Source organism: Candidatus Villigracilis vicinus, assembly GCF_016702885.1.
GTDB lineage: Bacteria > Chloroflexota > Anaerolineae > Anaerolineales > Villigracilaceae > Villigracilis > Villigracilis vicinus.
In genome coordinates this window covers 35,455-58,518 of sequence record NZ_JADJDD010000022.1, presented here as the reverse complement: position 1 = coordinate 58,518, position 23,064 = coordinate 35,455, and the positions used below count along the sequence as shown (strand labels likewise).

The 23,064-nt window shown below is 49.8% G+C and carries 24 protein-coding genes; 8 read left to right on the top strand and 16 right to left on the bottom strand.

The features are described from left to right. Positions 1–234: 234 nt before the first annotated feature. From IPG80_RS14775 to IPG80_RS14765, 3 genes are all read right to left on the bottom strand, one after another. Positions 235–1,560: an MFS transporter gene (locus IPG80_RS14775; RefSeq protein WP_345108130.1), complete on the bottom strand. Its 1,326-nt coding sequence runs from the start codon at positions 1,558–1,560 to the stop codon at positions 235–237. Between the two features lie 66 nt (positions 1,561–1,626). Continuing rightward, on the bottom strand, positions 1,627–3,876 hold the full coding sequence (locus IPG80_RS14770) for an excinuclease ABC subunit UvrA (RefSeq protein WP_345108128.1): 2,250 nt from the start codon (positions 3,874–3,876) through the stop codon (positions 1,627–1,629). A 120-nt stretch (positions 3,877–3,996) separates the two neighbouring features. Further along, a complete protein-coding gene (locus tag IPG80_RS14765) occupies positions 3,997–4,452 on the bottom strand; it encodes a hypothetical protein (RefSeq protein ID WP_345108127.1) in 456 nt (151 codons plus the stop codon). 90 nt (positions 4,453–4,542) lie between these two features. On the opposite strand from IPG80_RS14765, the gene IPG80_RS14760 reads away from it, so the two are divergent. After that, positions 4,543–5,010, top strand: coding sequence for a MarR family transcriptional regulator (locus IPG80_RS14760; protein WP_345108125.1), 468 nt, complete (start codon positions 4,543–4,545; stop codon positions 5,008–5,010). A gap of 21 nt (positions 5,011–5,031) precedes the next feature. Here IPG80_RS14760 and IPG80_RS14755 read toward each other — a convergent pair whose 3' ends face one another. Genes IPG80_RS14755 through IPG80_RS14725 form a run of 7 tightly spaced genes read right to left on the bottom strand, consistent with a single transcriptional unit; the run spans position 5,032 to position 8,124 of the window. After that, positions 5,032–5,313, bottom strand: coding sequence for a DUF4287 domain-containing protein (locus tag IPG80_RS14755; RefSeq protein WP_345108123.1), 282 nt, complete (start codon positions 5,311–5,313; stop codon positions 5,032–5,034). Positions 5,314–5,345: 32 nt separating this feature from the next. Next, positions 5,346–5,942, bottom strand: a complete 597-nt coding sequence (locus tag IPG80_RS14750) for a dihydrofolate reductase family protein (RefSeq protein ID WP_345108121.1) — start codon at positions 5,940–5,942, stop codon at positions 5,346–5,348. A gap of 3 nt (positions 5,943–5,945) precedes the next feature. After that, positions 5,946–6,404, bottom strand: coding sequence for a VOC family protein (locus IPG80_RS14745; protein ID WP_345108119.1), 459 nt, complete (start codon positions 6,402–6,404; stop codon positions 5,946–5,948). Then, complete coding sequence (locus tag IPG80_RS14740; RefSeq protein WP_345108117.1) at positions 6,401–6,778, bottom strand: DUF1801 domain-containing protein; 378 nt, start codon at positions 6,776–6,778, stop codon at positions 6,401–6,403. Before IPG80_RS14740 ends, IPG80_RS14745 begins: the two co-directional genes overlap by 4 nt. Beyond that, the gene (locus IPG80_RS14735) at positions 6,771–7,322 is read right to left on the bottom strand and encodes a DUF1697 domain-containing protein (RefSeq protein WP_345108115.1); all 552 of its coding nucleotides are present in this window, start codon (positions 7,320–7,322) and stop codon (positions 6,771–6,773) included. The genes IPG80_RS14740 and IPG80_RS14735 overlap by 8 nt, the downstream gene beginning before the upstream one ends. After that, positions 7,323–7,805: an SRPBCC family protein gene (locus tag IPG80_RS14730; RefSeq protein WP_345108113.1), complete on the bottom strand. Its 483-nt coding sequence runs from the start codon at positions 7,803–7,805 to the stop codon at positions 7,323–7,325. It lies immediately after the preceding gene. Further along, positions 7,789–8,124 carry a metalloregulator ArsR/SmtB family transcription factor gene (locus IPG80_RS14725; RefSeq protein ID WP_345108111.1) on the bottom strand — a complete coding sequence of 112 codons (336 nt, stop codon included), beginning with the start codon at positions 8,122–8,124 and terminating at the stop codon, positions 7,789–7,791. The genes IPG80_RS14730 and IPG80_RS14725 overlap by 17 nt, the downstream gene beginning before the upstream one ends. 116 nt (positions 8,125–8,240) lie before the next feature. Between IPG80_RS14725 and IPG80_RS14720 the strand changes: the two genes are divergently transcribed. Beyond that, positions 8,241–8,921 carry an isoprenylcysteine carboxylmethyltransferase family protein gene (locus IPG80_RS14720; RefSeq protein ID WP_345108109.1) on the top strand — a complete coding sequence of 227 codons (681 nt, stop codon included), beginning with the start codon at positions 8,241–8,243 and terminating at the stop codon, positions 8,919–8,921. Between the two features lie 37 nt (positions 8,922–8,958). Here the strand turns inward: IPG80_RS14720 and pheA are convergent, their stop codons facing one another. The 3 genes from pheA to IPG80_RS14705 form a co-directional block, all read right to left on the bottom strand. After that, positions 8,959–9,771 carry a prephenate dehydratase gene (pheA, locus tag IPG80_RS14715; RefSeq protein ID WP_345108107.1) on the bottom strand — a complete coding sequence of 271 codons (813 nt, stop codon included), beginning with the start codon at positions 9,769–9,771 and terminating at the stop codon, positions 8,959–8,961. Positions 9,772–9,816: 45 nt separating this feature from the next. Beyond that, positions 9,817–10,998, bottom strand: a complete 1,182-nt coding sequence (locus tag IPG80_RS14710) for a pyridoxal phosphate-dependent aminotransferase (RefSeq protein ID WP_345108106.1) — start codon at positions 10,996–10,998, stop codon at positions 9,817–9,819. A gap of 113 nt (positions 10,999–11,111) precedes the next feature. Then, the gene (locus IPG80_RS14705) at positions 11,112–12,374 is read right to left on the bottom strand and encodes a GAF domain-containing sensor histidine kinase (protein ID WP_345108104.1); all 1,263 of its coding nucleotides are present in this window, start codon (positions 12,372–12,374) and stop codon (positions 11,112–11,114) included. A gap of 99 nt (positions 12,375–12,473) precedes the next feature. Here IPG80_RS14705 and IPG80_RS14700 point away from each other — a divergent pair, with 99 nt between their 5' ends. The 5 genes from IPG80_RS14700 to IPG80_RS14680 all read left to right on the top strand — a co-directional run bounded on the left by IPG80_RS14700 (position 12,474) and on the right by IPG80_RS14680 (position 17,973). Next, entirely contained in the window at positions 12,474–13,562 is a 1,089-nt protein-coding gene (locus tag IPG80_RS14700; RefSeq protein ID WP_345108102.1) for an inositol-3-phosphate synthase, read from the top strand. Positions 13,563–13,657: 95 nt separating this feature from the next. Beyond that, complete coding sequence (locus IPG80_RS14695) at positions 13,658–14,824, top strand: polysaccharide deacetylase family protein (protein WP_345108100.1); 1,167 nt, start codon at positions 13,658–13,660, stop codon at positions 14,822–14,824. 130 nt (positions 14,825–14,954) lie between these two features. Continuing rightward, positions 14,955–16,055, top strand: a complete 1,101-nt coding sequence (locus tag IPG80_RS14690) for a hypothetical protein (protein ID WP_345108098.1) — start codon at positions 14,955–14,957, stop codon at positions 16,053–16,055. A gap of 17 nt (positions 16,056–16,072) precedes the next feature. Further along, on the top strand, positions 16,073–16,414 hold the full coding sequence (locus IPG80_RS14685) for a histidine triad nucleotide-binding protein (RefSeq protein WP_345108097.1): 342 nt from the start codon (positions 16,073–16,075) through the stop codon (positions 16,412–16,414). Between the two features lie 149 nt (positions 16,415–16,563). Continuing rightward, complete coding sequence (locus IPG80_RS14680; protein ID WP_345108095.1) at positions 16,564–17,973, top strand: FAD-dependent thymidylate synthase; 1,410 nt, start codon at positions 16,564–16,566, stop codon at positions 17,971–17,973. Positions 17,974–18,032: 59 nt separating this feature from the next. On the opposite strand, the gene IPG80_RS14675 is transcribed toward IPG80_RS14680, so the two are convergent. Continuing rightward, the gene (locus tag IPG80_RS14675; RefSeq protein WP_345108093.1) at positions 18,033–19,019 is read right to left on the bottom strand and encodes an aldo/keto reductase; all 987 of its coding nucleotides are present in this window, start codon (positions 19,017–19,019) and stop codon (positions 18,033–18,035) included. Positions 19,020–19,097: 78 nt separating this feature from the next. Here IPG80_RS14675 and IPG80_RS14670 point away from each other — a divergent pair, with 78 nt between their 5' ends. Next, on the top strand, positions 19,098–20,009 hold the full coding sequence (locus IPG80_RS14670) for a LysM peptidoglycan-binding domain-containing protein (protein WP_345108091.1): 912 nt from the start codon (positions 19,098–19,100) through the stop codon (positions 20,007–20,009). A 34-nt stretch (positions 20,010–20,043) separates the two neighbouring features. On the opposite strand, the gene IPG80_RS14665 is transcribed toward IPG80_RS14670, so the two are convergent. Together IPG80_RS14665 and IPG80_RS14660 are read right to left on the bottom strand one after the other, a co-directional pair. Continuing rightward, positions 20,044–21,675, bottom strand: coding sequence for a peptide ABC transporter substrate-binding protein (locus IPG80_RS14665; RefSeq protein ID WP_345108089.1), 1,632 nt, complete (start codon positions 21,673–21,675; stop codon positions 20,044–20,046). Next, a complete protein-coding gene (locus IPG80_RS14660) occupies positions 21,668–23,029 on the bottom strand; it encodes a peptidase MA family metallohydrolase (protein ID WP_345108087.1) in 1,362 nt (453 codons plus the stop codon). The genes IPG80_RS14665 and IPG80_RS14660 overlap by 8 nt, the downstream gene beginning before the upstream one ends. Positions 23,030–23,064 lie beyond the last annotated feature (35 nt).

Below are 23,064 nucleotides of genomic sequence, written 5' to 3'. Positions count from 1 at the left end.
GACTACCTCTTCGCTGACTTGGGCAACTGCATGCAGATTGGTGATACCTGCACTTTGAAGCCCCGCTGCCCGGGCACTTGGGAAGGTCAATGCTCATCTTCTTTTTCCGCATATTAAGGTCACAGCCGCTCAGTAAGTTTGGTATCATCAACTTTATCATTTTCAGCAATACTGATGGCACGTGTGGCAGGAGCACCGATCTTGGGAAAATTAGAAACCGTCATACACAACTCCTTATGCCAACTCGCCTTCGGGCAAGGTCTCAGGGACATCTTTCATATATCTGTCAGAAAGCAACTTGTAATATTTTGTGTTCATGGCGACTATGGTCAGGATCAAGCCAATAATACCCGTAACAACGAATACCAAAGCGATACCTCTAGCAGGTCCGGTGCCGAACCAACTGCCAATGAGACCCACACCTGCGCCGGTTGTCATAAACGGGATGAAAAAGGTCTCAGCAATGGGACCAATCAAAAACGTCGTCAGAGGCGAGGCGGATTGTTCCACGCTTTGAGCAAATCCAAAAACACGTCCCTGTCTTTCCTGTGGGACAACTTTTTGAAGGATCGTCTGCTCGGCAGCTTCGATGAAGGGCACAACACTGATATAGATGAACATACCCACCGAAAGCAAAATAATGGAAGGTTGAATGGTAAAGACTGCCGAGATAATCCAGATGATGATATTGGCAGCGAACATTGCCACCAGTGGATTTTTACCCAAGCCATATTTTGAAATGAACAAGCCGCCCACAATAAATCCGCAACTGATCACGGCAAACAACAAGCCCCATGTTTCAACTGAAACCAATGACAATCCATAGGCATCCATGAGACCCATGAAAGTGCCGCCCAAAAAGTTGTTGATGGTGGCGAAAAGGATCAATGCCATCAAGCCGGGAATCGCCGCGACCACGGCAAAGGTGCCGCGCAAATCCACTTTGCCTTGTTGATGCTCGAGATGCACGATTTCTTTTTCAGGAATGACCAAGAACCAAAGATGCAGGATCGAAAGGATCATCATGACAATGCCAAGGATCAACACATAAAACATGCCGCCCGCGCCTACTAACAAACCACTGATGGCGGAACAGATCAAGAAGGCGATTCCAAAGGCAGTGCCAGTGAGACCGTTGGCTTTGGCACGCTCCTCTTCAGGAATTAATATGGTGACCAAAGTTGGCACTGCAATCGAGCGTAAATTTCCCGCGATCACACCGACGAGAAGAAGTACGTTAAGAATCCATAACGTAACACTGGTTGGGTCTTTCCATGTTTCGGCAGGCGTGCTTATATAAAGTACAAAACCAATTATATAAATGATCAAAGAAATCACGCCCGAAAGGATCATGACCGTCTTTTTCTTGTTATGATCAACCAAACTGCCAAACCAAATACCCAGGCTTGCCGTCATGACCAGATAAATTCCTGAAACGATCGAAGTCGCAGTGACGGATTTGGTTTCAAGGTAAATAAAAAATATCATCGCAAACCAAACCGTCATGTTCGTGACGTTGGCGATAACTGTATTGGCGAGAATTTGATAAAAAGTTTTCACTGCTATCCTTATTTATTTCTAAAATTACGCTCTATTTACTCAAAGATTCAGAAGCAATTCAAACAACTAATCTTTCAAATACGCACTGGTGAGCGATTGCTTCGCTTTCAATAATTCTTTAGGTGTGCCTTCGAACATGACCTTGCCGCCTTTGCTGCCGCCTTCGGGACCCATGTCAATGATCCAATCGGCGTTCTTGATGACATGCAAATTATGTTCGATGACCACGACCGTATTGCCTGTGTCCACGAGACGGTTGATGACTTCCATGAGATGACCAATATCAGACATGTGCAAACCCGTGGTCGGTTCATCCATGATGTAGATGCTTCCCTTTTTGTGCAGTTCGCTGGCGAGTTTTATGCGCTGACATTCACCACCCGAGAGCGTGCTCAACGGTTGACCGAGTCCGAGATAATCCAAGCCCACATCACTCATGGCTTGTAATTTCTTCTTCACTTCTGGAAGTTCAAAATACTCCAGCGCTTGTTCAACATTCATAGACAAGACTTCTGAAATATTTTTCCCATTCAGTTTATATTCCAACACTTCATCTTTGAAGCGCCTGCCTTCGCACACTTCGCAGGGCGATTTCACACTATCGAAAAATGACAACTCGGTATAGATCACGCCCAGTCCCTGACAGTTTTCGCAGGCACCCTTCGAGTTGAAACTGAACAACGAAGCCTGCACCTTGTTCGCCGATGCAAATGCCTTACGGACATCGTCCAGAATGCCCGTGTATGTGGCGGGGTTAGAACGGCTGTTGACTCCCACCGCCGATTGATCGATCACAACAGCATCGGGATGTTGGTGCTGAAAAACCTCATTGATAAGCGAACTTTTGCCAGACCCAGCCACGCCCGTCACCACGGTCAGCACGCCCATTGGAATGTTCACACTGACATTCTGTAAATTATTGACCTTCGCATTCTTGATCGGTAGTTTACCCGTCGGCTTGCGGAACTCTTCTTTGATCGGCACGGATTGCTGCATATGCCTGCCCGTGAGCGTGTTCGCCTTGAGCAGATTTGCATAACTGCCTTCGTAGACGATCTCACCTCCATGCGGACCTGCAAGCGGACCCACATCCACGATATGGTCTGCAACTTTGATCACATCCGGGTCATGCTCCACCACAATGACCGTGTTGCCCTTGTCACGCAGTTTCTGCAACAACTCGTTCATGCGATGCACATCACGCGGATGTAACCCCACGCTTGGCTCATCGAAAATATAGATCACATCGCTCAGGCTGCTGCCGAGGTGCTTGACGATTTTTACGCGTTGCGACTCTCCGCCTGACAATGTATCCGTCTCACGGTCGAGGCTAAGGTATTCCAAGCCAATATCGGCAAGATTCTGTAATCGCTCCACAAGCGCTTTGACGATCGGCTCGGCGGCAGGTGTTTTGATCTTCTTTACGACTTCAATCAATTCAGGGATTTCCATACTCGTCAGATCGGCGATGTTGTATCCGTTGATCTTGCATTTCAGGATGGTCTTGTTCAACCGCGCGCCATTGCATTCGGAACAGGGACCCATCGTCATGAAAGGCTCGACCGACTTTTGAGTCCGCTCAGACTTGGTTTTTAGATCCTGCTTAATGTACTTGTTGGTAAAGCGGTTGATGATGCCTTCGTAGGTCAGGTTGAAGTCTTTTGCCCCCATTTTGGTCTTGACCTTGATGGGTTCGCTATATAAAAGATCATGCATTTCCTTCTGGGTATATTTGGATATTTTCTTATCCGGGTCGAACAAACCCGTATTGATTACATTGCTCCAGCCCCAACTATCCACCGCATATTCTGGAAACAAAATAGCGCCTTCATTCAAGGACTTGGATTTGTCCAGGAACTTATCCATATCTACATCCAGCTTGCGACCGAGTCCGTTGCAGTTCGGGCACATCCCTTGCGGGTCGTTAAAGCCGAATACGTTGGTGGGTCCCACGTGGGGCTGACCGATGCGGGAAAACATCATGCGTAGGATCGTGTTGATATCTGTGATCGTGCCAACGGTCGAGTGGGAGCCGCCACCCATCCGCTTCTGATCCACCACAATGGACATGCTCAAGTTCTCGATCGAGTCCGCTTCGGGTTGAGAATACTTTGGCAAAAAATTCCGCACGAACATGCTGAAGTTTTCATTGAGCAGGCGCTGTGACTCAGTCGCAATCGTATCGAACACGATGGACGATTTACCCGAGCCGGATACGCCCGTAAAAATGGTGATCTTGCGTTTGGGGATGCGTAATGAGACGTTCTTTAAATTATTCTCGCGTGCGCCGCGAATCTCAATATATTCCTGTGGCATGGTCTCTCCTCTGAATTCTATGCCAAAAACAAAGCGGGCAGGTAAAAGCAAGGTTGCTTTTGCCCGCCCGTGACAAACGAACTATGATTTTAGAACATTTTTTCTATTCAGTCAAGACAATTAACGCACGGCTTTTTTCACGAGTGCTGTGATTTTCGCCTCTTCAGCAGATGTCAACTTAATGAGCGCGAAACTGGCTGCCCACATATTGCCATCATCAAGCATCGCATCCGGCTGAAAGCCGAAGGTTGCATACCGCACCCCAAACTTGCTCGCCGCCTGAAAGAAGCAAATGACTTTGCCATCTGCATTGGCATAGGCAGGCATGCCATACCAGGTCTTCGGCATCAGTTCCGGCGCAGCAGCCGTTACCAGTTCATGGATCCGCTTCCCCATCGAACGATCCGTCGGGTCTTTCATTCCGGCAATCGCAGCAAGAATGGCTTTTTCACCTTCGGCTCTATCCTTGCTGGCACGTGCTTCCGCCTTCAATTCTTGCGCGCGGGCTTTCATCGCGGCTTTTTCATCGGCGGTAAATCCTTCAACTTTTTGTGTGGACTTTTTGACTGGGCTCATGGAAATCTCCTTATCGATATCTTGCAGTAAAATCAATTTAGTTATATAATAAAGATACTTTATTATAAAGATAATGTCAAGGGATATTCCATGCAGAAATCAACAAAGACCGATTTGAAAATACGAGCCCTCATGGCAGTGCGAGATTACGGGGTAAATCTCACCCACTTCCGCAACGCCATGAACGAATGGGCAGGGCTCAACGCCACCGACATGGAATGCCTGAGGCTGTTATCGCAAAAGGGTACCGCCACCCCCACTGAACTTGCCAAACATACGGGGCTCACTTCGGGTGCAACCACCGCCATGCTCGACCGCCTTGAAAAAGCAGGCTTGATCGAACGCCGACCCAACCCCAATGACCGCCGCGGCACATTGATCGCTCCTGAAAAATCGAGCAATGCCAAAATGGCAGCCTGGTTTGAGTCAGCGAGAAATGCGCAAGAGGCGTTGATGTCCACTTATTCCGAAAGTGAGTTGGAGATCATCGCTGATATATTTGAACGCTTCGCCAAACTATGGGATGATGAACGTAAAAAGGTTCAAAAGAAACAATAGACCAAGTCCGATCGATTTATTTCAAGCACTCTTCTTTTTTGTTTTTTTCTTCCCATCTAATTTCAGTTTCCCGGACTCATCTCGATGTGTGCCTGTAGTGTGCTTGAGTGTAAAGGTATCACCATGTTGAATGACATGGATGATGGCTCTGGCATGCCCAGTGCCGAGTCCATAATCGGTTTTTAGCCAATTCATCAGGTCTTTAAATTCGGTAAGTTTTTTCTTTTTCGCCTCAGCGATAAATTGCTTCGGGGTTTTTCCTGTCTTTTCTTCCACATTATCTAAATATGCTTGAAATGACATGTTTTACTCCTATACATACACATTTTTTTCAATTACAAACGCGCAGATGCAACCGCACCTGCACGCTCATAATTCACCACAATAACACCGCTCGAACCGACCAGGCTTTCGGTCACCTTAAACGCCGCTGGAACTGTACCTTCGGCAAATAAGCGCTTTCCACTGCCCAAGGTGATCGGATAGATCATCAGCCAGAACGTATCCACCAGATCATGCTTGATAAGTGTTTGAAGCAGGTTGCCACTGCCCCACACATGCAGGTCAGGACCTGGCTGCTTCTTAATCTCAGCCACTCTTTCTGCCACATCACCATTTAAAAATACAGATGGCTGCCAGTCACTCGATGTTCTAGTATTCGAAGCAACATATTTGGTCGCCGAATTGACGTTCACCCATACATCGGGATGTTGCGGCCAGTAAGGTTCCCAAATCTCAAATGTTTTGCGTCCTACCAACAGGTCAAACGACGAATTCATTTGTTTTCTCAACGCGGCTCCTACAATTTCATCGCCATGAGATGATATCCAACCACCATGCGTAAATCCACCACTGGTATCTTCTTCGGGTCCGCCGGGAGCTTGAATGACACCATCCAGGGTGATATGTTCAAGTACAACAATTTTTCTCATGAGCTATGCTCCGTCATGAGCCTTTTGTAGATCTGCTACGATGATCTTTTTCATATTAAGCATGGCATCCATGACACGCCCGGATTTTTCACGATCTGGGTCGTTCATTAACTCGCCCAACTGCTTGGGCACGATCTGCCAGGACAAGCCATATTTATCCTTAAGCCAGCCACACATCGACTCTTCTCCCCCATCGGCGATCAGTGCATTCCAAAAATAATCCACTTCGGCTTGGTCTTCGCAATTCACAAACATCGAAATTGCTTCATTAAACTTGAAGGCAGGTCCTGCATTCAACCCTATGTAATCCTGTCCCTCCAACTCAAACGCAACCGTAAAGACTTTGCCATTCGGATCGCGTGAGATATTATATATTTTTGAATTCTTAAATATTGAGATGTAAAAATTCATCGCCTCTTCGGCTTGTGTATCGAACCATAAGAACGGGGTAATTTTTGTCATTTTAATTTTCCTTTGGTTTGTTTTTTATTCACTGCTAGGTGTAACCTGACGACTCTTTCAATTAACTTAAGCGGAAGCGGCTCATCAAGCGGAAATTTGACCGTCCCTTTGCCGCCTGCATACTTTGCAACCTGACGTTCGAACGCCTCACTCCCCGCCGGAACCGGGTACAGCGACACATGCTTTTTCCACCCCGCAAAATGGATCAAGTTCCTGCCGTTCCGTTCAAACGCCGCCATCTGATAACTGATCTTCTCTTTCGCATCTGGCACCAATACACGAATCAACTTTCGAATCCGTCGCAAATAATCTTGCGAGTCTAGCGGACACGCTGCAATATATTCATCAATCGATTGGAAATTTGTCTTAGCCATTTTGTCCTTCCATAAGCGCCAATAATTTTGTGGTCGTATTCCAATTACGAATGGTCATATACTGATAAACCGGCATGCCAATAATTTTTGTGAGATAGCTTTGTGAAGCGCGGCTGATGAGACGCGAGAAATACAGCGCCTGTTTGCCTGCATGAGCCGTATCCACACCTTCGCGGACTTTTACACTCAGCATCGCTTCCTTTGGCGTGAGCGGCTCCTTCAAAAAGATGACATCATAACGAAACGTCGCGTCATCCTCGCCAAATCCCTTTGGCGCAGACTTAACAATGGCAGCCAATTCTTTTTTAGAAATCACCACCACCTTCGCCTCAAAGTTGAAGCGCTTGGAAAGTCCCTTTTCGATCTTGGTGGTTATTGCAGCTTTATCCTTGTCATCCGACTGAAAAACAACATTTCCGCTTTGAATGTAAGTGACCACATTTGAAAAGCCCATCGCCTCAAAACTGGCTTTCAAGTCCGCCATTTTGATGATGTTCTTTCCACCGACGTTAATTCCGCGCAGCAAAGCAAGGTATCCGCTCATTTACTTCATTCCCGTCAAAATATCATCGAGTCGCTCATACCCTTCGCGCACGCCTTTTTCCATCCCATTCTGCACCATGCCATCACGATCTGCAACAGATTGATATACAGAATGGATCGTGACGCGTGTACGGTTGCCCGGCAGTTCTTCCAACGTCGCAGTCTCCAGCGAAATGTGCCCCGGGTAGCCCTCGAACTCAAAGGTCTGCGTCAAACGCTCTGGCGCGATCTCATGGAAGCAGCCGTGAAAGCCATATTCATTTCCCTGCGGGTCTTTGTGAATATAACGATACTTGCCGCCATTGACCGGCTCAAACTCTTTAAGGATCATTTCATACCCATGCGGTCCGATCCATTTGACAAACAGATTTCGGTCAGTGTGAGCACGGAACACCAATTCACGCGGCGCATCGAATTCGCGGATGATATACAGTTCTTGTTTACCGGGCTCGGCATTCACTGTCACTTTATTTTTTGAGGGCATGATTTTTCTCCTTTTTCATCTGTTCCAAAACGTCATCAAGGCGGTTAAACCTGTCTTCCCACATTTGACGGTATTGCTCCACCCAACGAGTCACTTCTTCCAATTTATCAAAACGCGCTTCCACAAAGCGCTCGCGTCCCTGCGGGATGACCACCACCAACCCGCATTCCTTCAATATCTTGATATGCCTTGAAACAGCCGGGCGGCTGATGCGAAAATTCTCAGCAACGCCGTTCAGGGTCAATCGTTGTTGTGACAGCAGCGCCAAAATGGCACGACGGTTGGGGTCTGCGATGGCTTGAAATACGTCTCGTCTCATAATTCCTTTTTGTAACCATTTAGTTACATAATATAATTAGATTTTAGAACAAATTTTCTGTACTGTCAAGAGGGAATCATTTATACTTTCTGCAAATCCAATAGGAATAAAACAATATGAGATCACTCCCCCGCTATTTCCTCGCCCTGCTTGCAGGCTCTATCATTTTCATCGGTCTTCCATTGCTTGGTTGGGGTCTTGGAAACCTCCCAACTTTCTTTGAGAACCCAGCCCGCATCGCTTTTGTTGTCGTAATATTTGCTCTGCAAGTTTTTTCCTTGATCTATAACCCGCAAGTGGGGCAAAATCAGGAAAACCGAAAAAATGAAGCCCCTCGCAGCAAACTGGACTTGATCTTGATTCAGATATTCAGCCTTGCGGTCGTCATCCTCGCTCCATATTCAGACAGTCATTCCATCGGTGTATTGAATGCAGGAAATATCGTCCGCTATACTGGGCTTCTCATCACCATCCCCGGCTTTGTACTTATGCAAGCGGGCGAAAAATATCTTGCCAAACAATTCAGCATCGAAGTGACTCTACAAAAAGACCATAAGCTCATCCAAAACGGACCCTATAAAGTGGTTCGCCATCCGCGCTATTTGGGCATCCTAATTTTCTTCACCGGCGTCTCTCTAACCTTCCGTTCCCTGCTTGGTATTTTCACTGTCCTTGCCTTAGCCTTGGTTTTGATCTGGCGCGTCTTTGCCGAAGAGAAAATGATGCACGAAGAATTTGGCAAAGAATGGGAAGAGTACCAAGCCAAAACATGGCGGCTTGTTCCGTACATCTTCTAAATATAAAAATCTCCGCAGGCAGCGGAGATTTTTTTGTTTAGCGTTTGAAACGCGGATACGACCCCAGCACCCGCAGCATCGTTGCATATTCGTTCAAATGGTCAAGCGCACGCTGCACGGTTTCATCATGCACGGAGCCGATCAGGTCAATATAAAAAAGATACTCCCACGGACTTCCCTGCAACGGACGTGACTCGATCTTTGCCAGGTCGATATCTCGCAGCGCAAAAACAGACATTGCCTTGAAAAGCGACCCCGGCACATTTTTCAATGTGAATACAATGGTAGTCTTCGCTTCCTTCTCAGCGACAACTGCTTCGCGTTGGACAGCAAGAAAACGCGTATAGTTTTCCTGATTATCTTCAATACCTTCTTCCAGAATTTGCATGCCATACAATTCAGCCGCCCGCTTCGAAGCGATGGCTGCCACATCCCGCGCACCGGATTCTTTCAACATCTTTACGCTGCCTGCCGTATCGTACACAGTTTCAGATCTGATACCTTTCCCCCGCAAATACGCCGCACACTGTCCTAATGCTTGCGGATGACTAATGGCTTTCTTGATGTCTTCCATCTTCACACCCGGATTCGCGATCAAACAATGCTGTACGCGCAGGAAATACTCGCCCACAATATGCAGATCATGCCGCAGAAGCAGGTCATAGTTTTGGTGAATACTCCCTGCCAATGAATTTTCGATCGGAGCCAACGCCATGTCACTTTTGCCGGAAATGACCGAATCGAACATCACATCAAAAGATTCGCACGGAACCGTTTCAACATTTCCAAAATAATTGAAGACCGCCTGCTCTGAATATGCACCAGGTTCGCCCTGAAATGATACTTTCATTATGACTCCTTCGGGCGGGGAGACCCCGCCCCTACTGGTAACTGATTATTGCTTTTCCGCCCACTCAACTATTTTCCGAAACCCGGCTTCCACATCCGCATCCGATGCGGCGATGCACAAACGGGCAAAGCCTTCACCTTGTTCTCCAAACGCAGAGCCAGGCACAAGCGCCACACCAACATCGTCCAGCAATTTCTCGCAGATTTCCACCGAGGACATTTTGAGGGGACGCATATCAAGGAAGAAGTAGAAGGCGCCCTGTGAAGGCGTGACGATGACCTTGTCACTTTCGAATTCGCGAGCGAGGCGTAAGACCAGTTCACGGCGTTTGGCATACGCAGAACGCATGCTGACTGTGACATCCTGAATCGCAGGGTCGGTCAACGCGAAGGCAGCAGCTTTTTGGATGAAGGGAGCCACACAAGTAATGGAGTTCTGGCTGGCTTTAAGCGCATTTGCAATCACCTGCGCCGGAGCGGCAAGGAAACCAACACGCCACCCCGTCATCGCATAAGATTTGGAGAGACTTTGTACGAGCAAAGTACGTTCTTTCGCCCCGGCAATGGCAGCAGCGCTGGTTGGCTTTTCGCCATAATACAAACTGCCATAGACCTCATCACTGACAATCCACAAATTATTTTTAGCGGCGAAATCTTGCAACTGCTGTAAGTATTCACGATTGGGATATGCCCCAGTCGGGTTTGAGGGATAGTTCAGGACGATGACTCGGGTTTTAGGGGTAAGAGCTTTCAGCCAGGAATCGAAATGAGGGATGAACCCATTTTCGGCGGGGGCAGGGACGCGGATGACATTTCCACGCAGCATGGTCGCCATATTGGAATGTGTCGCCCAAGAAGGGTCGGGGATCAACACATCATCACCGGGGTTGAGCACAGATTGCATGGCAGTGTAATAAGCATGGATACCGCCATTGGTGACAAGAATTTCCGAAGCGGGGTCATAAGTCACGCCTTCGTCACGTTGAAGTTTATGTGCTATGGCTTTGCGTAGTTCCAGCGTGCCATTGGATGGACCGTAATGGGTTTGCCCATCCTGCATGGCTTTAAGCGCAGCTTCTGCAATGGCGGGGTGGGTTCCAAAATCGGGGTCGCCGACCTGCAAGCCAATGATCTGACGCCCGCTGGCTTTTAGAGCCAAAATGCGGTCTGTTAGAGAAACCGTGGCAGACTGGCGTATCAGTTCAAATTGAGTATTGAGTGTTTGCATAAGTTGCTCACCTGAATGAAAGTACTTTATCGAAAGACCATGCTTCACGACGACGGAAAGAATAAGGCGTGAGTGTATAGGGAAATAAAAATCCCGTCAACGGTTTGACGGGATCAAGAGGTCAGCGCAGAAACCGGCGCGGGCGGCGGGGCGGCGGTGTGTACCGGGAGAATGAAAGAGAAAATACTGCCTTTGCCTTCCTCACTATCCACCCAAATACGCCCGCCGTGCATCTCCACCATCACTTTGGCAACCGAAAGCCCAAGCCCCATGCCGCCATGCCGTCGGGTGAGATGTCCTTCCACTTGATAAAACCGATCAAATACATGCGGCACATCTTTGGCTGGGATGCCAATGCCGCTGTCTTTGACGGAAACTTTCACGTAATCTGGCTGTTGTTCTCCGCGAATAATGATCTCGCCGCCTTCATTCGTAAAGGAAATGGCATTCTTCAAGATATTACTCAACACAATGGCAACCTTGCCGCCATCTACATCCACCCACATTTCACGCCCGGGCTGCAGGGATTTTTTGAGAGAGATGTTCTTCTTCGATGCCATTTCATTAAAGGAGACACATACATCTTCAATGATGCGCGCTATGGACACTTTGCGCGAACGGACGAGTGCCCCGCCTGATTGATAATTATCCACACTCGTCAGGCTTTCGATGATCTCTTTGAGACGTGCAGCATTACGGATGATGGCGTCCACTTGTTCCTGATGTTCACTGCCGATCAACTCTTTGAGAAATGTGGAATGACCAAGGATCAAGCCTAGGGGAGTGCGCAGTTCATGAGACGTGATGGCAATGAACTCGTTCTTCAAACGGTCCAGTTCCCGCGTCTCTTCTTTTGAAACAAGAATGCCCTTCTCAAGAATATCCTTTTGCATCGCTGAAGCTGCCAGCGCTGCCAACGTCTCCACTACGAGTGTGTCTTCAGCCGTATATTTTTCGCGTTTATTGAAAACTTCCAAAACCCCAATCGGCTTTCCACGCGCAACCATGGGCGCACCCAGCACCGAGTGAATGGCGATCCCGGCTAGTTCATCCACCTTGCGGGAATGGCGGTCATCTTTACTCACATCGTCAACAACAATTGCTGCGTTGTTCAAGAAGATCCAGCCTGCAATGCTGCCGTTCAGGGGAATCCTTGTAGCGCTGCCTGCTGATTCGCGGTGAAACCACGGTACATACTTGAAAAAAAAGTTAAGGGATGCTTCGTCGTATTCCAAAAGTAACGCGGTTTCACTGCCAGTCAACTCGACAGCAGCGGAAAGGATCGAACGAAAGTTCGACTCCAGATCCACTTCAGAATCGAGGCTGCGGGTCACTTCGAGAAGGCGGGTTAGGATTTTTCCCTGATCGATGGTCATACAATTTCCTGTTGGTAAGATTATACTTCACGGTTGTATCTGAATTCTGCCTTCACAAATCAACAAGGAAATTGTAATTCATCTCAAGGAGATATAAAAATGGCACCCAAGAAAAAAGTACGAGTAGCGATCATCGGCGTGGGAAATTGCGCATCCTCCCTGGTGCAGGGAGTTCAATTCTACAAGAACGCCAAGAATGATGATGTGATCCCCGGCATTATGCACCCGCAGTTGGGCGAATATCACATCCGCGACATCGAATTTACGCTTGCAATCGACATCAATGCCACCAAGGTCGGCAAAGATTTGTCTGAAGCAATTTTTGCCGAGCCGAACAATACCTATAAATTTGCAGATGTTCCCCATCTCAATGTGCCCGTCGTGCGCGGCATGACACATGACGGCTTGGGCAAATATCTAAGCCAGGTCATCGAAAAAGCACCCGGCTCCACCGCCGATATCGTGCGCCTATTAAAAGAAACCAAGACCGAAGTCGTCATCAGCTTCCTGCCTGTCGGTTCGGAGATGGCGACCAAGTGGTACGTGGAGCAGATCATCGAAGCAGGCTGCGCCTTTGTGAACGGCATCCCCGTTTTCATCGCCTCCTCCGAATATTGGGGCAAGCGTTTCGCCGATGCCGGTCTGCCCATTCTCGGCGACGACATCAAAAGCCAGGTCGGGGCAACTATCGTCCACCGTGTGCTGACCAGCCTCTTCGTAGATCGAGGCGTGAAGATCGACCGAACCTACCAACTCAACTTCGGCGGCAATACCGACTTCCTTAACATGCTCGAACGCGAACGTCTTGAATCCAAAAAGATCTCAAAAACCAACGCCGTCACCAGCATGATCCCCTACGAGATCGACCCCAGCAACGTGCATGTCGGTCCCAGCGACCACGTCCCCTGGCTGACTGACCGTAAGTGGTGCTACATCCGTATGGAAGGTACCACCTTCGGTGATGTGCCGCTCAACCTTGAACTCAAACTTGAAGTGTGGGACAGCCCCAACTCCGCCGGTGTGATGATCGATGCCATCCGCTGTGCCAAGATCGCGCTTGACCGCGAACTCGCCGGTCCGATCGTTGGTCCATCATCCTACTTCTTCAAAACACCGCCCAAACAGTTCAAGGATGAAGTTGCCCACCAAAAAGTGGAAGACTTTATTTCAGGCAAGAGCGACGAATAAGACAAGTAACGAATAAAAAGAAGGAAAAGGCGTGCTGAGACCCAGTACGCCTTTTCTGTTATTATTGGCAATCACAAAAAGGATATAACTTCATCATGAGACGCAAATACTCTCGTCGTTCGTTGATCGTTTCCCGCTTCTTAATTCCCTTCAGCCTGCTCGCAGCGCTTCTGGCTGCCTGCCAACCCGCCGCCGCAACGCCCGATGTAAATCTCGCCCTGACCGCTGCCTTCGAAACCGCAGTTGCCCAGATCAGCGCACCCACCGCTACACCGCAGATCACAGATACCCCCGTTCCCACTGCCACGATCCCGCGCACACCGCCTGCATTGCCGGGCACGTATCAGACTTCAATGCTCAAACCCGAAGACCTGCCCCGCACCTACGTTACAGATTCTTGTCAGTACATCAAAAATAAATGGGACTCGACCAAAGCTGCGCCGGGAACGGTGGTGATGGTTGTGATGCACCACGGCATCAACAAAGGGGAAGCCAGCGGCAACGATGTGACCGTAAATGAACACAAGAAGATCATGGACAGTCTGTATGAAGCCGGGTTCCAAGCCATCAACATGCAGCAGTTATCAGATTTCATGTACGACAATGCCAGTATTCCCCAGCGTTCCGTCATCTTCATTGTAGATGACCGCCACTTCGCCGAATACTTCAACGACCATTGGCGCCCATACTTTGACCAATGGGGCTGGTCCGTTGTCAATGCCTATATTGGCATTGATGAACGCACCGACTTGTGGGCAGAAAATGCCGCGCTATCCGCCGAAGGCTGGGTAGACTTCCAATCCCACGGATACATTCACAACATCCCCATCAGCGAAGGTTCTACTGATGAATTCATCATCAGCGAAATGGGCGGCGCGATCTCTTCCATTCAAAAATACATGAATAAAACGCCGATCGGTTACACGTGGCCCGGCGGCGGTTTCTCCAAACGCGCCGTTGAGATCGGACCCACCCTCGGCTACAAACTCGGCTTCACCGTCAACGAACGCGGACCCGTCATGTATAACTGGATCCCGCAGGCAGATGCCGTCAACGACTCCAACCCGATGGCGATCCCTGAAGTACCTGCTGGAAATCCGCTCATGACCCTGCCCCGTTATTGGAGCACCAACGTCCTTGACCATATCGATACAGTCCGTGCCATCGGCGAAGAAGCTGCCGCCTATGCCGAACAGAATAAAGCGGTCGAGTTGGAATACTACGACATTGTTTGCGCGCCTACATACGGACCGATTCCGTAAATTCTACAAGTCATGCTTTCAGTGTGATGGTCGTAAAAATTAAAATTCAGGCTACATACCCATAAAATGGGATCTAGCCTGAATTACCCTATCAATCTCCGGCTCTAATTTGGTTTACAATTCCAACGATATGCAAACAAGAAATGCACTTCAGGAAATTCTCCTGCGCTCCATTTTCGTTCTCACCATCGTCTTCATCCTGATCTCCTGTCAGTTAAATCCATCCGCTACTGCAGACCCGGCAACCGTGGATAATTCCAGCAACGAGTCGGTTGAGGACTTTCCGCCGCTGCCTGCCACGTTTCAAACAAACCTTTTGAATCCGCTCGATACGCCGCACACTTACCTAAATGACACGTGCCGTTCCCTGCGGTACAAATGGAATCCGATCAATTCCGAGCCAGGAACCGTGGTGATGGTTATTTTGATCAAGAACATTAATCGCGGTACTACCGAAATACCAGACAGCATCCGCATCCTTGAATTCTTCGATCTTATGGAAATGCTCAAGGCGCAAGGCTTTGACACGATCGACACGAATCAATTACATGCCTTTTTACAACGCAATGCAGCCATCCCTCCCCGTTCGGTCCTTCTCATTCAAGATGGCAACCAAAGCGAAGAGTACTTCGATAAGAATTTCCGTGAGTATTTCGAAAGGTGGGGCTGGACTGTCACCAATGCCTGGGTCAGCGAACCGGAGATCGACCCGGTACTGCTCGAAGGGAACGTATCCCTTGAAGAAGAGGGTTTTGTAAATCACCAAGCCCGCGGCGTCACCCCGGATACAATCCTCTCAGACGATGTAGCCAAGACGATCATTGCACGTGAACTACAAGGCTCGCTGAATGGGCTTGTCAGTTTCAATAAATTTCCAAACGCCATTATTTGGCCTAATGGTGGTTTCGGTTATCGACCGGTTGATGCAGCAAGACAACTACGTTTTCGGCTGGGTTTTACTCAAAATCCGCGCGGACCCATTATGTACAATTGGATCCCATTGGCAGATGCCGCCGACCCGGAGCGCCCGGGGTTAATTCCTGAAGGTCGTATCAACGACCCGGTGATGACCATACCTATGTACTCCGCCAATGAAGCAATCAATGCCATTGACACGGTGCGCGCCATCAGCAAGGCAGCAGCAGAATATACCCTTGCCAATAAAGAAACAGAATTTGAATATTACAATACTGTCTGCGCAGAAAAATATGGGCCCCTGCCCACCCCATAAATCGAGGAGAGCATCTCATGTCTGATTGTATTTTTTGCAAGATCATCAACGGTGAAATTCCAAGCACCAGCGTATACCAGGATGAACAAGCTTACGCCTTTCGCGACATTCAACCCGCCGCGCCAACTCACATTTTGATCGTACCGCGCAAGCACATCGACTCGATCAACGCCATGACAGATAACGATGAGCAGACCATCGGTCATCTCTTCAATGCCGCCAGGCAGATCGCAGCACAGGAAGGACTGGCAGAGAACGGCTACCGCCTCGTCATCAATACCAATGCCCATGCCGGGCAGACCGTCTTCCACATCCACCTGCATTTGCTCGGCGGCAGGCAGCTCACCAAAATGGGATAGTTTTGGATGATGGACGATAATTACCATCGTCCATCATCATTAGACTTCTTGTAAAAGTCTATTTTTCATCCTGCTCAAGGCGGCGTCCTCGCCGCCGGGGACTGCGTCGAGAGCACTGATGCAAGAGGTCTATTTTTTCAGGAGAATTCATGCCCGAACGAGAAATTTATCTTTTATCGCCGCGCGCGCTCAGCCCGGAAACCATAGCAGTTGCATTTGCCAAAACCTCGCGTTCCCCCGAATCTTTTCGTGAGATCGCGGCAGAACTCAGCGATGAGTCTTCCGCCCAATTCCATGAGAAATGGGTCGTTGGGTATGGGCATGCCTCAGTGGCGGAACATGCCGTGCTGCACCTCGCTTTCGAAAATGTTTCGCGGGTTGCCATCGAAACCATCGAGGGAAACCGGCTCGCATCCTACACCGAAAAATCGACACGGTACCAAAAATGGGGCATGGAAGATTTCACCATTCCGCCTGAACTGGATGGACATCCGTTACGCGACGAATTCATTGCCACTGTGCGCCTCCTCTTCTCCGCCTATGCCGAATCGCTCGAGCCGGTGAAGAATCTCATCGTGGAGCGTTCACCGCGCCGCGAGAACGAGGGCGACGAAGCCTACGACCGCCGTATCCGCTCACAATATGTGGACCGCTGCCGCTTCCTGCTGCCCGCCGCCGCCAACGCCAATGTGGGCATGACAGCCAATGCGCGTGTCATCGAAATGACGATCCGCAAGATGCTCTCCCACCCGTTGGAGGAAGTGCGCCAGATCGGCGAAAAAATGAAAGAAGTCTCCAAAGCAGAGACCCCTACACTGGTCAAATACGCCGACGCGAATCCATACACCACGGAAACGATCCGCGAACTTGCCAATCGTCAATTATCTATCACCAATCGCCAATCTGGTTGGTGTGAATTGATCGACCATGACAAAGACGGTGAAAAGAAGATCCTCGCGGCAGCTCTCTATCGCTTCGATGAAATTCCTTATGCCGAAGCCCTGGCACATGTAAAATCGCTCAAGAAAAAAGAGCGTGAAGCGCTGGCTGAAGCGTTGCTGGGCAAACTCGGCAAATATGATACTCCCCTGCGAGAGTTGGAATATTCCACGTACACCTTCGACCTCGTCATGGACCAGGGTGCGTATGCCGAATTCAAACGTCACCGCATGATGACGCAGACCCCGCAGCGACTGACGACGAGGCTTGGGTACACGACTCCGCTGCTTATAACGGAAGCAAACTTCGGTTCCAGGTATGAGGCGGCAATGGAAGCGGCACATGCCATGTACGAAAAACTCCACGCATTTAATCCCGATGTCGCTCAATACATCGTCCCGAACGGGTACAACCGCCGGGTACTGGCGCAGTTCAACCTGCGCGAAGCCTTCGCATTCTGTCAATTAAGAACTGCCGCCAATGCCCACTTCTCCATCCGGCGCGTGGCGCAAAAAATGTATGAGGATATTTCAAGAGTTCATCCGCTACTCACAAAATATATGAAACTGCGCGATGAGACCTGGCAAAGCGTGGAAGAGAATTATTTTTCAAAGCTATAAAACAAAATGCTCTGTTGGGCTTCGCCTCAACAGAGCATTTTTATTGAATTTATCAGGCTCTAGTCGTCGTCTTCCTCTTCCCTTTTGACCCCAAAAATCGTATCAATGCGTTCCATGATCTCGGGTGTGAGCTTTGGCGCGATCTCAGCCGATTTCATGTTCTCATGCACCTGCTCCACCCGGCTTGCACCGGTGATGACTGTGCTCACAAAGGGATTCTTCAAACACCAGGCAAGGGCAAGTTGAGCCACTGTGCCGCCAAGTTCTTTGGCGATGGGTTCCAATGCCGTAACCTTGGCAAGCTTCTCCTGGTTGGTCAGATTTCCATGCAACCACTCATAGCCCTTGAGCGCACCGCGGCTATCCTGTGGGATACCCTTGTTGTACTTACCCGAAAGCAGACCTGAAGCCAGTGGACTCCAAATGGTTGTGCCATATCCATATTCTTTATAAAAGCGCACGTAATCGCCTTCGAGGCGTCCGCGTTCGAAGAGATTGTATTGCGGCTGCTCGACCACCGGCTTGTGCAAGTGGTGTCGTTCTGCGATCTGAATCGCTTCGATGATTTCCGAAGCCGCCCATTCCGACGTACCCCAATACAACGCCTTCCCCCATTCGACAATGTTATGCATCGCCCAAACAGTCTCTTCGATAGGCGTGGTCTTATCCGGGCGGTGACAATAGATCAGGTCTACATAGTCCATGTCGAGCCGTTGGAGCGCACCGTTAATCCCTTCAATAAGGCGTTTGCGGTTGAGCGTGTTCTTTTCATTAATGCCGTCATGCAAACCCCAATAGAACTTGGTTGAAACCAGATAGCTTCCGCGCCGCCAGCCCAGCTTCTTCAACGCTGCCCCCATTACTTCTTCAGACTTGCCGCTGGCATACACTTCGGCATTATCGAAGAAATTCACGCCGTGGTCATAGGCTGCCGCCATGATCTCCACTGCCGCATCCACATCCACCTGATTTTTGAATGTAACCCAGGAACCGATCGATAATTCACTGACCTGAATTCCCGTTCTTCCAAGATGACGATATTGCATTGTGTTCCTCCATTTAATTTTCAAGTGACAGCCACCAAACTGATGACTGTCACTTTTCGCTTCTATTATAATCACCTCATGCGAAAACTTCTGCTTCTCAGCATATTTTTCTGCGCATGTGCGCCTTCGCCTGCTCAGACCACAGACGTTTCACTCGCGCCCTACCTTACGGCAACACCTGCCGCCAGCAGCACCCCGAACGTGCTGACCATCATCGAAACGGCGCAACCCACCAGCACCCAACAAGTGTATATGATCGAGTCGGGCGATACCATTAGCGAGATCGCCGAAAAATTTAGAATTCCCCAAGCTGCTTTGATCGCGGCGAACCCGGATGTGAACCCGAACACGCTCACCATCGGGCAGACTCTTTTCATTCCAGACCCATCTGCCGCTCTCGCCGCCGCCTCGACGCCCACACCGCTGCCTATTCCCATTACCCAAGCCGCCTGCCACCCCACCACGGATTCAGGTTTATGGTGTTTTGCGCTCATTCAAAACACCACACCCGATATCCTTGAAAATGTCTCGGTGCAGATTAACCTGTTCGATGAAAACGACCAGGTCATCGCAAGCCAGGTTGCCTTCCTGCCTTTGGACATGCTTTCTCCAAATACATCGCTGCCCGTCTTTGTTTTCTTTCCAAACATGCCCGCCACTGCCAAACCGCAAGCCCAACTCTTAAGCGCCATGCAAGCGGGCACAGGTCATTACCTGCCTGCCACACTCCACAACACGTCTGCGCAAGTAGATTGGGATGGCAAGACCGCACAGGCTAGCGGACAGGTGAGCTTGCCCGTTGAATCAAGCGCCGCAACCCAGGTTTGGGTTGCGGCGGTGGCATACGATAAAAATGGGACTGTAGTCGGAGTTCGTCGTTGGCAAGACGGAGGTCTCCAGCCGGGCGGTTCGCTCAGTTTTGACTTTAGCGTAGCCAGCGTCGGCGGAGATATTGAGACGGTGGAATTTTCCGTACAAGCTAGCCCATAGAAGACTGCCAGTCCAGTCAATCCAGAGTCAGCGTTTATTTTCCGTCAAGCCACATGTATCTCTCAAGCGGGATAGTGATCGGGGTGAACACATACCCCTTCACATATGGTTGAACAAGTTCATAAGAAAGCGAATGGGTGGTGAACAATACAGGCGCATCGTTCACGATGGTGCGTTCAGCTTCCTGATACATGGCAATACGCTTGGTCACATCCGGTTCGATGCGCGCGGCTTCGAGCAGGGCATCCAACTCGGGGTTGGAGTAACCGCCATGATTTTGCGGCACACCGGTATGAAAGAGAACGTCCGCAAAATTTTCGGGGTCGGGATAGTCAGCACACCAACCACCATCAAAGATCTGCCCATGGTTGCCAGAGAAGATCTGTTCGTAGTAGAAGTTGTAATCGAGGTTCTCAACCTTGATGGTGACACCCAGATTCGTTTGCCACATCTCTGCCAGGGCAGCCACAGTACCGCCAATATAACTGCCAATACCAGAGTTGGTGTAAGTGATCTCCGGCAAGCCTTCCGGTCCGCCGTATTTGGATTGTTTGAGCAACTCACGCGCCTGAGCAGGGTCATAAGGCAAACCTTGCAAGCCATAGTCAAAGCCGGGTAAGCCGGGCGGATATAGACCGACCGCAGGCAAGGCAACACCACGATACAACACATCCACATAACGCTGACGGTCGAATGCCATGCTGAACGCTTTGCGCACGTTGACATCATCAAAAGGCGGCACGGTGGCATCGAACACAACGTAACTCGTACATAGGTTCACGCCGGTGACAAGATTGCGGCTCATGGGCTCGGCAGGGTTGAGCATACGCTGCACATCATACAAACCGACACCGGCAACATCAATATCTCCCGTTTCAAAGAGACGTACATCATCCCCTGCATAGATCTTCACAACCACATATGGGATGGAAGGTGCACCGAGGTAGAAATCGGAATTGGCAGTGTAAACGATATATTCGTTGGAGCGCCATTCGGTCAATTTATATGGACCGGTTCCATTCGGCTGGCGCACCCACTCCTCACCCGCCGAGACATTCTCTTCATCCACAACATAGGATGTGGGGAAGGTCAGCTTCATGAGGAAGTAAGGCTTCGGCGCATCGATCGTGACTTGAAGGGTTTTGTCGTCAATAACCTTAACGCCGCTGATGCTTTCTGCCTGTCCGAGCGCTTTCTCGCGCACACCCACGATATCAGCAAGATAAGTGAGGACAGTATCAGATGCCAATTCAGGGCTGGCAGCGCGTTCCCAGGAAAAGGCAACATCTTGAGCGGTTACTTCACGTCCGTTATGGAAGCGGGCATTCTCGCGAATCTTGAATGTGTAGATCGTGCCGCCACCGCTTACTTCCCAGGTTTCAGCGAGGTCGGGGCGGATGTTTAGATTCTGGTCGAGCATGACCAAGCCGCTGAAAACAAGTTTGTCGCCGGAGCTGTAGGTGGTGGCGGGGTCGTAATCGCGCGGGTTGGCAGATTCGCCGCCGTTGTATACCAACGCCTGGTCGAGCGGAACGCCGATTTGAAAATCGGGGCTGCTGGGTGCGCTGGCAGTTAGGAAAAGCGAAGTTATCAAGACAAACATAAGGCTGCCAATCGCAGTCCGCTGCCTGCCTTTGGATTGAAAAGCCGTAATGAACTTATCCATTTTTTCCTCCTTTGGCATTTCCCTTGCGGACAACTACGCCAAGGACGATGACACCAATAATAAGTAGAAACACAAGGCAGAAACACAACAGGAACACAGTCACTGCGATCTTCGGACCGGAAAAACCTGAAGTTGAATCTGGATTATTTGGTGACGAAGCAGGGATTGCTCCAGGTGTGGCAGTAATCGCCTGCGGGATACCGTCTATTGGAACATAGGTCGGCACGTAGGTGGCGGTAGGTTGAGCAGTCGCCTGTGCCACTATCAATGGAGCCAGCCCCAACGATTCTCGCCAGGCGGCATCAAGTCCATCGGTATCAACACCGTAAATGTTAAGCAAGGCAGTATCCACCGGTTCGGCGTTACTAAGCGCAGTGAGCAACTGGCTCATCTTCTCCTGTCCATAGGTCTCCAGCATGAAATTGACCACACTGTAAGACTGGGCATACGAGAGCAAGGCTTTTTCGGGGATCTCAGAAAAATTCCCGCCAAGCGAGCGGACGGGGAAAAAGGCGTCATCGCGCAAAGCGATATCGAACTGAGATTGCATGCTCTCGTCGAGAGGTCCTTCGTTATAAACGGCAAGCCCTTCATTCAACCAGGTGGGAATGAAACCGATGCAAGTAAAGGCATTACGCCCCACCAGAACATGGGTCACTTCGTGAATGACGGTGGCTTTGTCAAAATCGGCACTGCCGGAGGTACCCATGATGATGATGCTTGAGTCAGAATATGCCAAGCCGCCCGTCCATTGCGGTTCGTAAAGAATGGCATCGCGCATTTCATCGTAACTGGGGTACACATAAATTTGAACAGGGATATCGGGGGTCATACCCGCCTGTTCTTTATTGCGGCGCAGACCTTCCTCCCCCGCAGCCAGCATGGATCGGGCAAAACTCTCGTCTGCCCCATAATAATGGATGTGGATACCGGCGCTGGTGACGGTTTGCCAATCGTGGATATCGTCCAGCCAGGTGACAGTTTGAGTATCGCTGACGAATTCGGTGCCGGAAGAATCGACATAACGCCAGCGCCACCAGATGGTAGTACCGGGCGGGAGCGATCCGCTCTGACGCATGTCCCATGTCCATGAGACATCTGCCGAAGTTCCCGGTTGGAAATCGGGGAATGCCTTGGCGATCACATCGCCGCAATTCAGTTGCTCATTGCCGTATTCAAGCACCACCGAGGTGATCTCTGCAGAAGCCTTGAGGGTGGCGGAAAATGTCACCGTGTTGGGGAAATCCAGGGTGGCGGAATCAGCTTCCACGTCCGCTTGAGGCGCGGCAAGAGCACTGGTTGGGTGGAGCAGTGTTATAAGTAAGGTCAAAAATAAGATGAGCCGTTTTTGCATCCGTAGCCTCCGTTCGTTTTGGCAACTATACCATC